Genomic DNA, 14,363 nt, shown 5'->3' with positions numbered 1-14,363 from the left:
ACTAATTCTGTTTTGGGTTTGCGTTATGTTTTTACTCGCGATAGCGTAATTAAGTGCACCTCTTCGCGCTCCTGCGGGGTCAGACTTTGTGTGCGAGCTTTCGCCATTAAATAGTCGAAACGTTCGCTAAGTGCGCTATTAAATAGATGATTTAGTGCATCTATAAAGGTATTTTCCGCTATCTCCTCTATTTCTATATCGTTCCATGTTGCTAGTTTTTCAAGCTGTTTCGAAAAATTATTATCTCGATAACGCTCTAGCAACTGCCCAGTCGTCATTCCAGGGGTGGAACGGCATACATCGACCAATTCCTGAAACAGAGAAAGCCCTGGCATTTGGATATGGGCAATTCCCTCTAACGAGGGAACAAGCTCCGAAAAGTTCGGATTTTGCACTAACAGTGCGATAAGAATTCGCATTGTTGTGGGTTTTAATTTTGGCGCCTGATAATTAACTTGCTCGGTGTTCTCTCTATCAATAATAGCAAGAACCTGAGAAATATCTGGTATACCAATAAAATTTCCTAGCTCTTGTGCCATATAAAGGCGCAAGGTTTCACCCGGTATCTGTTTAATCAAAGGGATAGCAAGCTTACTAAATTTTGCTTTCCCTTCTTGGGTGGTTAAATCAACTTGTGGTACGAGTGAATCAAATAAAAAGCCTGATAGCGTTTGTGCTGTTTGCATGCGTTGCTCAAAGGCTTCTTTACCTTCTTTGCGTACCAGTGAATCAGGGTCTTCACCATCAGGCAAAAACATAAAGCGTAGTTGGCGGCCATCGGTTAAATAAGGCAACGCGGTTTCTAATGCTCGCCATGCCGCTTCTCTGCCAGCGCGGTCTCCATCATAACAACAGATCACAGTGTCTGTAGAACGATAAAGTAACTGAATGTGTTCTGAGGTGGTTGAGGTGCCTAGTGATGCTACCGCATAGCGGATATCATACTGAGCCAATGCCACCACATCCATATAACCTTCGACAACGAGTAACTTCGCTAATTCACTACTGTTTTGTGTTGCTTCATAAAGACCGAATAACTGACGACCTTTATGGAAAATATCTGTTTCTGGTGAGTTCAAATATTTGGGTAACGTATCCCCTAATACACGCCCACCAAAGGCGATAACTCGACCTCGTCTATCCCGAATGGGAAACATCACGCGCTCTCTAAAGCGGTCATAGACACGGCCATTATCATTGGTCACTAACATGCCTGCATCATCAAGCTGTTTGCGACTGTCGGGGTTTACTGCGAATTTCTTGAGCAAATTGTCCCAGCCAGCAGGGGCAAAACCAATAGAGAAATGCTCAATAATTTCTGCGCTTAAACCACGTTGGCTTAAATAATCTTTGGCTTTATTTGCCGAGGGATGATTTAAGGCAGCGCAGTAAAATTGGTTAATTTTTTCCATCAACTGATACAAGTTTTGCCGTTGATGTAATTCTATTTGGCTTGTACCTGTTCCTTTTTCATACGGAACGTCAAGGCCATGTAATGCAGAAAGCTCTTCAATTGCTTCGACAAAATCAAGTTTGTCGTAATTCATCAAAAAATCGATAGCGTTACCGTGAGCACCACAGCCAAAACAATAATAAAACTGCCTTTCACCGTTAACGGTAAAAGAAGGCGTTTTTTCATTATGAAACGGACAGCAAGCGTGATGGTTTTTACCCTGTTTTTTTAACGGGACTTTTGCATCGACTAAATCAATGATGTCAGTTCTTGCTAACAAGTCATTGATAAATGAACGCGGAATTCGTCCAGCCATAAGCCTCTTTTTCGCCTGTTGATGAACGATAATAAGCCGCGCTTCCTTTAGGAAAGCACGGCCTTTAACTGCTTAGCTATGACTACTACAAGAAAAAAATAACGATAAGAGTGACTTAATTCTTGTATTAGCTATCGTCTGTCATGAATGCGGTTAACACCGCAGTCAATTAGTACAGACGAGTACGGCGTGCGTTTTCGCGAGCCAGTTTCTTAGCGTGACGCTTAACAGCTGATGCTTTAGCGCGTTTACGTTCAGTCGTTGGTTTTTCATAGAATTCACGACGACGAACTTCAGCTAAAACACCTGCTTTTTCACAGGAACGTTTGAAACGACGCAGTGCAACGTCGAATGGCTCGTTTTCACGTACTTTAATTACCGGCATGTGCCTCTCACCTCGATAGAAATCGGTTTGTTGCTGGTATGGATTCACCAGCCTTCATTTAAAATGGTGCGGAATTTTACTTCAATGAGTACGGGTTTGTAAAGTGCCGTATAAAATTGAATCACACAAGATCACCTGATTTGTAGCTCGTTCGATGAAAAAGCAAACAAAACCAGACAATAATGAGAATTAGCCACACGAAATTTTTATTACAGGGGGTTGATTATAGACTATACAACAAGGAAAGTCAGCCTTTTGGCAACATAAATTACGCGATATACTCGCAATTCTTCAAATTGCAGGGGTGTTGACTGCGCTCAGCTACCCGAGTCACGTACTTTTGTACGCTCATCGGGATATCTTCCCTTGTCGCCTACCTGCAACTCGAATTATTTGGAGTATAGATTGAAAATAGTGATAGACTTGTGACTATGAAATAAACAAGGGTAGTGGAATGCGTGTTTTAGGTATCGAAACTTCTTGCGATGAGACGGGTATCGCAATTTATGACGACGAACTTGGCTTACTCGCCAACCAATTATATAGCCAAATTAAAGTCCATGCAGATTATGGCGGAGTGGTGCCTGAACTGGCATCTCGTGATCATATTCGCAAAACGGTGCCATTGATTCAAGCGGCGCTGAAAGAAGCTAATTTAACCCGTGAAGACATCGATGCAGTTGCTTACACAGCAGGTCCTGGTCTGGTGGGGGCTTTGATGGTTGGCGCAACCGTTGGTCGCTCTCTGGCATTTGCTTGGAATGTCCCCGCTGTCGCTGTTCATCATATGGAAGGGCACTTATTGGCGCCGATGTTGGAAGAAAAGAGCCCCGAATTTCCATTTGTCGCATTGCTGGTTTCTGGTGGTCATACTCAATTAATTAGTGTGACAGGTATTGGTGAATATGAACTATTAGGCGAATCCATCGATGATGCGGCAGGGGAAGCCTTCGATAAAACGGCAAAATTGTTAGGGTTAGACTACCCTGGTGGCCCAGTTTTATCTCGTATGGCGCAGCAAGGCACCGCAGGGCGTTTTGTTTTCCCAAGGCCCATGACGGATAGGCCAGGTTTAGACTTCAGCTTTTCTGGCCTAAAAACCTTCGCAGCGAATACCATTCGTGAAAATGCAGATGACGACCAAACTCGCGCGGATATCGCGCGTGCGTTTGAAGATGCTGTGGTTGACACGCTTGCCATCAAATGTAAACGTGCGCTTGAGCAAACGGGCTTTAAGCGTCTTGTGATGGCGGGGGGAGTCAGCGCTAACCGTGCTCTTCGTGCTAAAATGGAAGAAGTGCTGAAGCAACGTGGTGGGGAAGTATTTTACGCGCGCCCTGAATTTTGTACCGATAATGGCGCGATGATTGCGCTTGCAGGGCTTATTCGTCTTAAGGGTGGTACAACGACAGGTTTAGGTGTGACAGTGCGCCCACGTTGGCCGCTGGCTGAATTACCGCCGTTAGAAAAATAGAGTACAGCATATCAAAATAAAGGGCTGTGATTAAACAGCCCTTTTTTATAGAAGTCAAAAATTAATGTAGAACAATCACCGCCTCTTCAAGGCGTATCGAACGGTCTTTTACCATATTAGATGTCTCTGTGCTTTGTTCAACCAGTAGCGTGCTTTGCTGTGTAATCGTTTCTAATTCGCTCACCGCTTGGGTGATATCAGAAATACCCGCCGCTTGTTCAGATGTTGCTTGGCTAATATGCGTGATTAGCTGGGTCACATTTTGCACTTGGTCTACAATATTTCTCATTGTGTTCCCCGCAGTATGTACCTGATTTTTTCCAGAATTCACTTTTTTCTCGCAGTCATTAATTAATTCACGGATATCATTGACGGCACTAGCACTGCGGCTGGCTAAGCTGCGAACTTCATTAGCTACCACCGCAAACCCTTTGCCTTGCTCTCCTGCACGGGCAGCTTCGACGGCAGCATTTAATGCTAATATGTTGGTTTGAAAGGCAATGTCTTTAATGACATCAGTGATTGAATTAATTTTACTAGTGCTATGAACAATCTCATCCATGGTGCCAACGACGGCCTCCATCATCGCGCCTCCACTCACTGCAGTTTCACTGGTTGCATTCGACAGTTGGTCAACCTGAATGGTATTGTCTGCATTCATTTTTACAGAAACAGCCATTTGGTTCATTGTTGCGACTGTTTGTTGCATATAACCCACCGTGCGCAGTGTGTGTGTATCTAGCTCATTGCAGTCAGCAACTAAAGATTGGCTACCTTTGCGGACGTTATCCACCTGTTCTGACACATCTTTTATTAGCCAACGACAGACCAAGCCAAGTTGCCCAACAGAGCGTAATAGCTGGCCAATTTCATCTGTGCGTTGCATATGATTGACGCTGTGACGGTTACCGCGAGCGATACCGAGTGCTTGAGTCATAATGTTTTCAAGGGGAGTGGCCAATATTCGTTCAAGGATAATATTCCCAATTAACAAGGTGGCAAAGGTACACAAGCTTGCAATGAGTAATGGGAGGGTTTGCAACCCAGCTAAGCTCGCTATCGCCATCCAAAACGCAAATAATATGCTTATGGTGAGCCGAATTCGCCACCGCGTTGAGAGAGTTGATAGGTGAAAAGGCCACTTTTTGGAAAGCACAATGCCCTTAAAGATTTTTTTTTGGCTCCTATTTTCATTCATTGCTGCATACAGGGGTTCAACAGCAGCGATTTCTTGGCGGGTAGCACGAGTTCGAATCGACATATAACCCGTAATAACGCCTTTGCGCTCCATAGGAATAATATTGGCTCTAACCCAATAATGGTCACCATTTTTCCGTCTGTTTTTGACAATCCCCGTCCACGGTTCACCTTGTTTGAGTGTTGCCCACATATCTGCAAAAGCCTGTTTAGGCATGTCAGGATGTCGGATAATATTATGGGGTTGTGTTAATAATTCATCTAATTCATAACCACTAACTTGAACAAAGAAATCATTAGCGTGAACAATGTTTCCTTGCAGGTCGCTAGTTGTCATTAGAGTAATATCTTCATCTAAGATATGTTCATTTTGAGTGATATAAGGAGTTCTGCTCATGATAAATACCATTATTATTGTTTAGTTTTCCTTTTATATAGTCGACAGCTTTTAAATATTCATTAGTAATAAATTTGCAATAAATTAACTTTTTTTTAAAAGTGTGCGCTAGCTAAAGTGAAAATGTAACAACAGCACAAATTGCTACTAGTACAGTTTTAGGGAGGGATTTTACGCTGCTGTTATTTTTACGGTGTTTTTTAGGAAACTTTGAGCAAGTATTAGGTATAAAAAAAGAGCTGATTTTCAGCTCTCAGACTGCTGACAAGCCGATTAGGTTTGGCGGCAGGTTGGATAGGTTTTGAAAATAGACGAGGAAAATCAATTTATTGATTTTCGGCTGATAACACAAAGCAGGAAAAACCACGCTTTTATCCTGCTTTGTCAACAACCTAAGAGCTGATTTCAGCTCTTTTAAAGGAAGTGGGAATGAATATTTAGTCGTCGAGTTCTTGTTCTTTGGTTTCTTGAGCAATCTCTTTGTTCGTTTTTTGCTTTTTGTTTTTCAATTTCTGCCAAATACGACTTTCTTGCCCGCGCCATAGACGTTGAATATTACCGTGGTGACGAACTAACACTAAGCACGATAACATGGCGACAGGAAAGGTAAATTCAGGCTTAAACCACCAAACGTAAAAGGGGGCTAAGAGTGCACTAACAATCGCCCCAAGAGATGAATAACCACTGAGTAGGACAGTGAGTAACCATGTTCCTGCGACTAATCCTGAAAGATCCCAGCCAATAGCTGCGATAGAACCGAATGCAGTTGCTACCCCTTTTCCCCCTTTGAAATGAAAGAAAACAGGATAAATATGCCCAAGGCAGGCTGCAATTGCGACAAAGCCAAGATAGAATGGTTGTACATTGAGGTAATAAGCCAGCCAAACGGGGATCATCCCTTTTAAAACGTCGCAAAGTAGTACTGCGGCGGCGGCGGCTTTACCTCCAACGCGTAAGACGTTAGTTGCACCAGGGTTACCAGAGCCGTGTTGACGGGGATCGGGTAGTCTCGCTATACGGCAGATCAGTATTGCACTGGAAACTGATCCACAAAGATAAGCGAAGATTATCATGCCAAGCGCGGTTGCACTCATAGCTAACTCCAAAACGATTGAGACCATATATTCACTTCAGTCTTGGATAATACGCATATTTTTGCTGAAGTGGTATTAATTCAGTACATAAACGAGAAAATGACGTGATGGATATCGTATTTATTGAACAATTATCAGTCATCACCACGATTGGTGTATATGACTGGGAACAAACTATTGAGCAGAAATTAGTGCTCGATATCGAAATGGGATGGGATAACAAGCGCGCGTCTTTGAGCGATAATGTTGAACATTGCTTAGATTATGCTCAGGTTAGCCAAACTCTCATCAACCATTTAGAAACAAATAAATTTGGTTTAGTTGAACGTGTTGCTGAAGAAGTCGCCCAACTTTTAATGACAAAATTCAATAGTCCATGGGTACGCATTAAAGTCGCTAAACCAGGCGCAGTTGCACGCGCTCACCAAGTCGGTGTTGTAATCGAAAGAGGCACAAAAACGGCTTAAAAGATGGCTGGCGGTGTTTTATCGCCAGTATCAGCCATATCTATAGGTTCATATCAATAATTTGCTGCTGTTGTTGCCAGCAAGCGATGCGCTCAATACGCTGGCGTGTCAATTCTTGGCGAATTTCAGCCCCTTTAAACCCTTGCTCAACAATGGGTTTTACCGCGACAGACTGCGCGATAGCAAATGCTTGGCGCAGAAACTCACCTTGTGGATAGGCGTGCTGTTCAAGGCCAAGTCGACCTCTGGCATCGGCTTCGCTGATTAAACTGAGTTGTATAATACGTTCTGGCTTGCGCCAGCTATCTAAACCATCAAAAATAGCGACTAAATCACTAGCCGATAACCGATTGATTACGTGAATTTTATCATGATATCGTGCCGCTAAATATGCTAAATCTCGCGCATCTATCGGGACTCGAAGGCGAGTACAAAGCTGCTCAATAAGTGGGATACCTGCCTCCCCATGATTAGGATGGCTTGGCCACACATCTGGTGGAGTAAGGGCTTTGCCCAGATCATGGCATAATGCTGCAAAACGAATATTCACATCATTAGACAGCGTAGCAATCACTTTCATCACCATCAAAGTGTGAACCCCTGTGTCGATTTCAGGGTGCCACTTTTCAGGGGCGGGAACGCCAAATAAATTATCAATTTCTGGGAACAGCACTGCGAGCGCACCGCATTGGCGTAAAACCTCGAAATAAACTTGCGGTGCGGTTGATTTAAGAGCCTTTTCAGTTTCAACCCAAACGCGCTCTGCTGTTAGGTGCGATAACTCTCCCGTCATCGCCATTGACTGCATTAGCGCCAGTGTCTCAGGGGCGATTGTAAAGCCTTGTTCATAAAAACGTGCGGCAAAGCGTGCGACTCGTAAAACCCGTAATGGGTCTTCTGCAAACGCATCTGAAACGTGGCGTAGAACCCGTTTTTCGAGGTCATTTACGCCATTGAACGGGTCGATAATCTCCCCTGAATCATTTTGTGCGATGGCATTAATGGTGAGATCGCGACGTAATAAGTCATCTTCGATAGTGACATCTGGGGCGCTATAGCAGTTAAACCCAGTATAGCCCACCCCGATTTTGCGTTCTGTTCGGGCTAATGCGTATTCCTCATGGGTTTTCGGGTGTAAAAAGACAGGAAAATCTTTTCCAACTTGTTGAAAACCCTCTGCCTGCATAGCTTCAGGCGTTGTGCCAACGACCACAAAATCCCTATCAGAAATAGGCAGTCCTAGGAGTTGGTCACGGACGGCACCACCGACCAGATACACTTTCATCGAATAACCTTATTATGCCCAGCCATCATTACGTTTTTTACGGCGCGGAATGAGGTGTGGTAAAATTAACCCTAAAATTAAGCCAGCACCCGCCACACCACCACCATACATAAACCATTGTAAAATCAGTTCACGGCGGCGATCATCAAGGTTCACCTCAGCAATTTCGAGTTTTTTACCTGATTTGATTAATTCATTCTTTAATTTTTCATTTTCTGCTTTCAGTTGGCGAACAAGATTGTCGTTGTCTGCCACTTTTTGCTGCATATCGGCAGTGCGTGTGTTCCACGTACCATCAATATTATCGAGCTGCTGGCGGAGCTTTTGATTTTCGGCTTCAAGCTCTGGAATACGGGTTTTCATGCTTTGCTTATTGCTAAGCTGGTCAACAGGTAGCCAAACTGCTCTGCCTTTATCATCACGTACCTGAGCAAATTTATTGTCAGTGGAAATCAGTTCAACTTCGTCCCCTGCATTGAGCGTTCCTACGATACGATATTTTGTGCCTGGGCCGCTATGAACATATGTTGATAAGTCATCTGAAACATAACGCTTTTCTGCTGCTTGTGTGTTTAAGGAAAGGCCTAGCCCCATGATTGAAATTAATAATAATGGAATTTTTCGCATGGTATTTACAGTCTTTTGGTGGTGAATGAATGTGGTATTCATTGAATACTAATAAGTAAAGTGGCAGGGTGCAAACCCTAAACACCGATGTCCTGGTTCTCTAAAGGATAATGAGAACTATCCTAACTGCCTAAATTACCCTTATTTTTACCCTTTTTTCAAGATAACTCTCTAAAAGAAATCTGACAGAGAGAATTTTTGATTTCAATACAGATTCTTTTCTCAGCATCGCTTGATTGGGGTAAGATGAGTACAGTGAAATTATCAAATAAGGATATGTATGAGCCACGTCGAGGTTGAACTCAAATTAGCCGCTAAAAGTGAGGCCATAGAGGCTGTTCGTCAGAGTATATCGACATTGCCCCATCAATATAGTGAGCCAACAAAGCTAACGAATATTTATTTTGATACGCCGCATAGACAATTACGTCAATGGGATATGGGGCTGCGTATTCGTGGCTGTGATGGGCACTATGAAATGACGATGAAAACGGCGGGGCAGACAATTAGTGGTTTACATCAGAGGCCTGAATACAATGTTGACATTGATTCCCCTGAACTGAACCTTGCCGCTTTTCCTGAAGACATTTGGCCAGAAGGCACTGATATTACGGCATTACAATCTGAATTGAGCGTATTGTTTAGCACCAATTTTACCCGTGAAAAATGGTTAGTGACTTTTGAAGATAGCGAAATTGAGGTGGTGCTTGACCAAGGTGAAATTTCTGCGGGTGCAAAAGATTTACCTATTCAAGAGTTTGAATTAGAACTGAAAAAAGGTTTTATTGCGGATGTTCTTAATTTAGCGAAAAAGTTTGCAGATATTGATGGGCTGTATCTATCTTCCCTAAGTAAAGCCGCTCGGGGTTATTCCCTACTTTCACCAACTAAAACACCATTAACTCGCCCTGATTCGTTATTTGATTACGAAGAGCAGCCGATTGAAAAATCGCTGACGCATATGCAGTTGCTGTGCCAACAACATGAAACCTATTGGTTAGCAGGGGCAAATGATGCGCGCCAAGGTTTTGTCGAGTTCCTACGTTTTGTTCAAGCCTTTTTGGTGCATTATCAAAACTCTGCCCCACATTTTATTCATGATACGCCGTTAGACCAATTACGGTTAGATATTGCTAATGAAAACATAAGTGCGGATGATTTTTGTTATAGCAGCCAGTGGTTAAAATGTAAGCTGGCCTTTATTCAATGGTTAAGTGCATTAACCTACCAAGAAGCTCACTAGGATTTAAACAACATGCATCCACTGCCTGATTTACTGCAAGCCCAAAAAGAACGTGTTTTAAATCAGTTAGCTAGCCAAGCGCTTGACTTATTGCCTTTGAGTGAAGATGAAGCCCAAGTACTCTCTTTTAGTGATTTTGCACTTAAACAGGTTCTTGCCCATTCACGGTTTTTATTGGATATCCGCACGGATCCACCAAAGGCCGACGAGTGGCAACATTATGCAACTTGGCTTGCGGAGTGTGTTTCATCTGTTTCAAACGAAGATCATTTAATGCAGGTGCTACGCACGTTTCGTCACCAAATGTTGGTGCGCTGTACGTGGATGCAAGTATTGGCAGTGTGTTCGCAACAAGACACCATTTATCAACTGAGTGTGTTAGCAGAAACCTTGATTGTTGCTGCAAGGGACTGGCTATATCAGGAATATAGTCAGCAGTGGGGAACCCCTTGTAATCACGAAGGAAAACCACAACCGCTATTGGTGCTAGGGATGGGGAAACTGGGAGGAAGAGAGCTGAATTTTTCTTCCGATATTGACCTGATTTTTGCTTACCCTGAAAACGGTGTCACACAAGGCGGCCGTAAAGAATTGGATAACGCTCAATTCTTTACTCGTTTAGGGCAAAAACTGATTCGCATGCTCGATCAAGTCACTGTCCATGGCTTTGTTTATCGGGTGGACATGCGTTTACGGCCTTTTGGCGACAGTGGTCCGCTAGTATTTAGTTTTTCTGCGTTGGAAGATTATTACCAAGAGCAAGGACGCGATTGGGAACGTTATGCGATGGTTAAAGCGAGGATTATGGGGCCCGATAGCCTGCATTACGCTGAAAGTCTACGCAAATTACTGCGCCCGTTTGTCTATCGCCGCTATATTGATTTTAGTGTGATTCAGTCTCTGCGCAATATGAAAAATATGATTGAGCGAGAGGTTCGCCGTCGTGGTTTGGTGAATAACATCAAACTGGGCGCAGGAGGGATCCGTGAGATCGAATTTATCTCCCAAGTTTTTCAGCTGATCCGTGGGGGGCGAGAGCCCGTTTTACAATCACAATCGCTGTTTACCACGTTTCAGGGGATCCGCGAACTCGCTTTATTACCCGATAATCAGCTCGATATTCTACAAGATAGCTACATTTTCCTGCGTAGAATAGAAAACTTATTGCAAAGTATCGACGATCAACAAACCCAGACTCTCCCTGATGATCCGCTCAACCAAACGCGTTTAGCATGGGGGATGAATTTTGCCTGCTGGGCGGATTTTTACGCGTCTTTAAGCCAAAAAATGGCGGCTGTCCACCAAATATTTGCTGAGCAAATTGGGCAAGATGATGATGACGAAGATGCAGATAACTTCGATGAAATTTACATCACGTTATGGCAAAGCGACCTGTCTAAAGAAGAACTTGCCGCTTATTTACCCTCTCAGGATGAAGACATTGCACAGCGGATAATTCATGGCATTTTAATGTTTCGCCATGACCTGAACAAGCGAACCATCGGGCCAAGAGGGCGCGATGTGCTTGATGAGCTCATGCCGAAATTATTGGCGAAAATTGGTGAGCGAGATGATGCAGGGCAAGTTCTTGAGCGTATTACACCGCTACTGCTGAGCATCGTGAGTAGAACGACTTACCTTGAGTTGATGCTTGAATTTGACGAGGTACTGACCCACGTTATCCGTTTGTGTGCTGCCTCTCCAATGATTGCCGAGCAGCTATCTCGTCACCCATTACTTCTTGATGAACTTCTCGACCCGAAATCGCTTTATCAGCCTCTTCCATTAACGGCTTACCGCGATGAATTACGCCAATATTTGATGCGTGTACCAGAAGAAGATGAAGAGCAACAATTGGAAGCATTGCGTCAATTTAAACAGGCGCAGCTTTTACGTATTGCGGCAGAAGATATTTCAGGTGTACTGCCTGTCATGAAAGTGAGTGACCACCTAACCTACCTTGCAGAAGCCATTATTGATGCCGTTGTTCATCAGGCTTGGCAAAAAATGGTGAAACGCTACGGTGAACCGGCCCATTTAGCGCAGGGTGATAGCAAGCAATATGGGTTTGCTGTATTAGGCTACGGCAAGTTAGGTGGCTGGGAGCTAGGTTATAGCTCTGATTTAGATCTGGTTTTTCTGTTTGACTGCCCTTTAAATGTGGTCACTAATGGTGAACGCGCTATTGATGCAAGGCAGTTTTATTTGCGTGTTGCGCAGCGCATTATTCACTTATTCAGTACGCGTACGGCATCAGGGATTTTGTATGAAGTGGATGCTCGCTTAAGGCCATCGGGGGAATCAGGGATGTTGGTCAGCACCATTCAATCTTTTGATGATTACCAAAAAAATGATGCATGGACGTGGGAGCACCAAGCACTTATTCGTGCTCGGATGGTGTTTGGCGACGCTGAATTACAACAGCAATTTACTCGAATTCGCCATGAAACCTTGTGCTTGCCGAGAGATGCACACACACTGCAACAGCAAGTGCGGGATATGCGAGTGAAAATGCACCAGCATTTAGGTAGCCACCAAGCTAATGAGTTTGATTTAAAGGCTGACCCTGGTGGGATCACGGATATTGAGTTTATTGCGCAATATTTAGTATTACGTTTTGCTTCGCAAAACAAGGCGTTAACACGCTGGTCAGATAACGTACGGATTTTTGAACTGATGGCACAGTACGATTTTATGTCGGAAGAAGAAGCCAACGCATTAACCCAAGCATACGTCGCCATGCGCAATGAACTTCATCACTTAGCCTTGCAATCATTACCAAGTCGCGTGGATATACGCCAATTTGCGCCGCAACGTGAGCAAGTGTTATCTAGCTGGAAAAAATGGCTTGGTGAATGAGTTAAAACGTATTTTATTTAGCTAATTAGTGCAATATGCTAATATTTCGCTAATTATGATCAAATTTCCTTTTTAAAACTGGAGTGCAGGATGAAAGTAACTCTTCCGGATTACAAAAAAGCCGGTGTGCTGGTGGTTGGCGACGTGATGTTAGACCGTTATTGGCATGGCCCCGCAAACCGTATTTCTCCTGAAGCCCCTGTACCAGTGGTTAAAGTAACGATGGTTGAAGAGCGTCCAGGCGGAGCAGCGAACGTTGCGATGAATATTGCATCACTAGGTGCAAATTCCCGTCTTGTCGGCTTAACAGGGATTGATGATGCGGCGAAAGCATTGACAGAAAACTTAAATGCCGTGCAAGTCCGCTGCGATTTTGTTGCTATTCCAACGCATCCAACGATTACAAAATTACGCGTTCTGTCTCGTAACCAGCAACTGATCCGTCTTGATTTTGAAGAAGGTTTCGACAATGTCGATGTGGCACCCGTTTTAGAGCGTATCGAGCAAGCGTTGCCGCATATCGGTGCATTAGTGCTATCTGACTATGCAAAAGGGGCATTAACTCACGTTGAAAAAATGATCGCGCTAGCGAACAAAGCGGGGGTGCCCGTATTGATTGACCCTAAAGGGAACAATTTTGAACGCTACCGTGGTGCCACGTTATTGACGCCAAATATGTCTGAATTTGAGGCCATCGTTGGGCCTTGCAAGACAAATCAAGATGTTGAAGAAAAAGGGATAGCGTTACTAAATACCTTGGAATTAAAAGCATTATTAATTACGCGCTCAGAGCAAGGCATGAGCCTTATTCGCCGTGATGAAGCGCCATTACATTTACCTACACAGGCACAAGAAGTGTTTGATGTGACAGGTGCAGGTGATACGGTGATTGGTGTATTAGCGGCATCAATTGCTTCTGGTCGTCCGCTACATGAAGCGTGTGCACTAGCGAATGCCGCCGCTGGTGTTGTTGTCGGCAAATTAGGGACATCCACTGTTTCTCCAATTGAATTGGAAAACGCGATCCGTGGCCGTGCGGATACGGGTTTTGGTGTTATGACCGAAAGCGAACTCAAACAAGCAGTTGCCAACGCAAGGCAACGTGGTGAGCGCGTAGTGATGACTAACGGATGTTTTGACATTCTGCACGCAGGCCATGTTTCCTATTTAGCCAATGCACGTAAATTGGGTGATAGACTGATTGTTGCGGTAAATAGCGATGCATCAACTCGTCGACTTAAAGGTGAAACACGTCCTGTAAACCCATTAGAGCAGCGCATGACAGTTTTAGGTGCACTAGGTGCGGTGGATTGGGTCGTCGCTTTCGAAGAGGATACCCCGCAACGTTTAATTGCAGAAGTTCTCCCTGACATTCTGGTTAAAGGTGGTGATTACCGCCCTGAAGACATTGCAGGCAGTGCTGAGGTTTGGGCTGCGGGTGGTGAAGTTAAAGTGCTTAATTTCGAAGATGGCATTTCAACGACGAACATTATTAAAAATATTATGAAAACCAGCTAATTACTGATTAGTTTGTTAATTATTGATAACCCAGCTTTGGTGATATTG

General features: G+C 43.9%; 11 protein-coding genes. 5 read left to right on the top strand and 6 right to left on the bottom strand.

Going from position 1 to position 14,363, the window contains the following annotated elements:
- Window positions 1-23: 23 nt before the first annotated feature.
- Entirely contained in the window at window positions 24-1,769 is a 1,746-nt protein-coding gene (gene dnaG / locus KDJ85_RS03145; protein ID WP_225818441.1) for a DNA primase, read from the bottom strand.
- A gap of 169 nt (window positions 1,770-1,938) precedes the next feature.
- A complete protein-coding gene (gene rpsU, locus KDJ85_RS03140) occupies window positions 1,939-2,154 on the bottom strand; it encodes a 30S ribosomal protein S21 (RefSeq protein ID WP_001144069.1) in 216 nt (71 codons plus the stop codon).
- A 454-nt stretch (window positions 2,155-2,608) separates the two neighbouring features.
- On the opposite strand from rpsU, the gene tsaD reads away from it, so the two are divergent.
- Entirely contained in the window at window positions 2,609-3,628 is a 1,020-nt protein-coding gene (gene tsaD, locus KDJ85_RS03135; RefSeq protein WP_225818440.1) for a tRNA (adenosine(37)-N6)-threonylcarbamoyltransferase complex transferase subunit TsaD, read from the top strand.
- 61 nt (window positions 3,629-3,689) lie between these two features.
- Here tsaD and KDJ85_RS03130 read toward each other — a convergent pair whose 3' ends face one another.
- The gene (locus KDJ85_RS03130) at window positions 3,690-5,222 is read right to left on the bottom strand and encodes a methyl-accepting chemotaxis protein (RefSeq protein ID WP_225818439.1); all 1,533 of its coding nucleotides are present in this window, start codon (window positions 5,220-5,222) and stop codon (window positions 3,690-3,692) included.
- A 437-nt stretch (window positions 5,223-5,659) separates the two neighbouring features.
- On the bottom strand, window positions 5,660-6,316 hold the full coding sequence (gene plsY / locus KDJ85_RS03125) for a glycerol-3-phosphate 1-O-acyltransferase PlsY (RefSeq protein ID WP_206083683.1): 657 nt from the start codon (window positions 6,314-6,316) through the stop codon (window positions 5,660-5,662).
- A 107-nt stretch (window positions 6,317-6,423) separates the two neighbouring features.
- Between plsY and folB the strand changes: the two genes are divergently transcribed.
- Complete coding sequence (gene folB, locus KDJ85_RS03120; RefSeq protein WP_206083684.1) at window positions 6,424-6,783, top strand: bifunctional dihydroneopterin aldolase/7,8-dihydroneopterin epimerase; 360 nt, start codon at window positions 6,424-6,426, stop codon at window positions 6,781-6,783.
- A gap of 40 nt (window positions 6,784-6,823) precedes the next feature.
- Here the strand turns inward: folB and KDJ85_RS03115 are convergent, their stop codons facing one another.
- Together KDJ85_RS03115 and KDJ85_RS03110 are read right to left on the bottom strand one after the other, a co-directional pair.
- Window positions 6,824-8,068, bottom strand: coding sequence for a multifunctional CCA addition/repair protein (locus KDJ85_RS03115; protein ID WP_225818438.1), 1,245 nt, complete (start codon window positions 8,066-8,068; stop codon window positions 6,824-6,826).
- Between the two features lie 12 nt (window positions 8,069-8,080).
- Window positions 8,081-8,695, bottom strand: coding sequence for a TIGR04211 family SH3 domain-containing protein (locus tag KDJ85_RS03110; protein WP_225818437.1), 615 nt, complete (start codon window positions 8,693-8,695; stop codon window positions 8,081-8,083).
- A gap of 280 nt (window positions 8,696-8,975) precedes the next feature.
- Here KDJ85_RS03110 and KDJ85_RS03105 point away from each other — a divergent pair, with 280 nt between their 5' ends.
- From KDJ85_RS03105 to hldE, 3 genes are all read left to right on the top strand, one after another.
- Window positions 8,976-9,938, top strand: coding sequence for a CYTH domain-containing protein (locus KDJ85_RS03105; RefSeq protein ID WP_225818436.1), 963 nt, complete (start codon window positions 8,976-8,978; stop codon window positions 9,936-9,938).
- Between the two features lie 12 nt (window positions 9,939-9,950).
- The gene (glnE, locus tag KDJ85_RS03100; RefSeq protein ID WP_225818435.1) at window positions 9,951-12,797 is read left to right on the top strand and encodes a bifunctional [glutamate--ammonia ligase]-adenylyl-L-tyrosine phosphorylase/[glutamate--ammonia-ligase] adenylyltransferase; all 2,847 of its coding nucleotides are present in this window, start codon (window positions 9,951-9,953) and stop codon (window positions 12,795-12,797) included.
- Between the two features lie 90 nt (window positions 12,798-12,887).
- Window positions 12,888-14,315 (top strand): bifunctional D-glycero-beta-D-manno-heptose-7-phosphate kinase/D-glycero-beta-D-manno-heptose 1-phosphate adenylyltransferase HldE, encoded by a 1,428-nt coding sequence (gene hldE / locus KDJ85_RS03095; protein ID WP_225818434.1) that lies wholly within the window; start codon window positions 12,888-12,890, stop codon window positions 14,313-14,315.
- Window positions 14,316-14,363 lie beyond the last annotated feature (48 nt).

Origin of the sequence: Providencia vermicola (genome assembly GCF_020381325.1) — a bacterium.
Classification (GTDB): Bacteria; Pseudomonadota; Gammaproteobacteria; order Enterobacterales; family Enterobacteriaceae; genus Providencia; species Providencia vermicola.
This window is presented reverse-complemented; position numbering and strand designations above follow the sequence as displayed.

Bases quoted from the DNA above. Each gene is read 5' to 3' on its own strand.
- dnaG (WP_225818441.1), bottom strand. From the start codon at position 1,769: ATGGCTGGACGAATTCCGCGTTCATTTATCAATGACTTGTTAGCAAGA.
- rpsU (WP_001144069.1), bottom strand. From the start codon at position 2,154: ATGCCGGTAATTAAAGTACGTGAAAACGAGCCATTCGACGTTGCACTG.
- tsaD (WP_225818440.1), top strand. From the start codon at position 2,609: ATGCGTGTTTTAGGTATCGAAACTTCTTGCGATGAGACGGGTATCGCA.
- KDJ85_RS03130 (WP_225818439.1), bottom strand. From the start codon at position 5,222: ATGAGCAGAACTCCTTATATCACTCAAAATGAACATATCTTAGATGAA.
- plsY (WP_206083683.1), bottom strand. From the start codon at position 6,316: ATGAGTGCAACCGCGCTTGGCATGATAATCTTCGCTTATCTTTGTGGA.
- folB (WP_206083684.1), top strand. From the start codon at position 6,424: ATGGATATCGTATTTATTGAACAATTATCAGTCATCACCACGATTGGT.
- KDJ85_RS03115 (WP_225818438.1), bottom strand. From the start codon at position 8,068: ATGAAAGTGTATCTGGTCGGTGGTGCCGTCCGTGACCAACTCCTAGGA.
- KDJ85_RS03110 (WP_225818437.1), bottom strand. From the start codon at position 8,695: ATGCGAAAAATTCCATTATTATTAATTTCAATCATGGGGCTAGGCCTT.
- KDJ85_RS03105 (WP_225818436.1), top strand. From the start codon at position 8,976: ATGAGCCACGTCGAGGTTGAACTCAAATTAGCCGCTAAAAGTGAGGCC.
- glnE (WP_225818435.1), top strand. From the start codon at position 9,951: ATGCATCCACTGCCTGATTTACTGCAAGCCCAAAAAGAACGTGTTTTA.
- hldE (WP_225818434.1), top strand. From the start codon at position 12,888: ATGAAAGTAACTCTTCCGGATTACAAAAAAGCCGGTGTGCTGGTGGTT.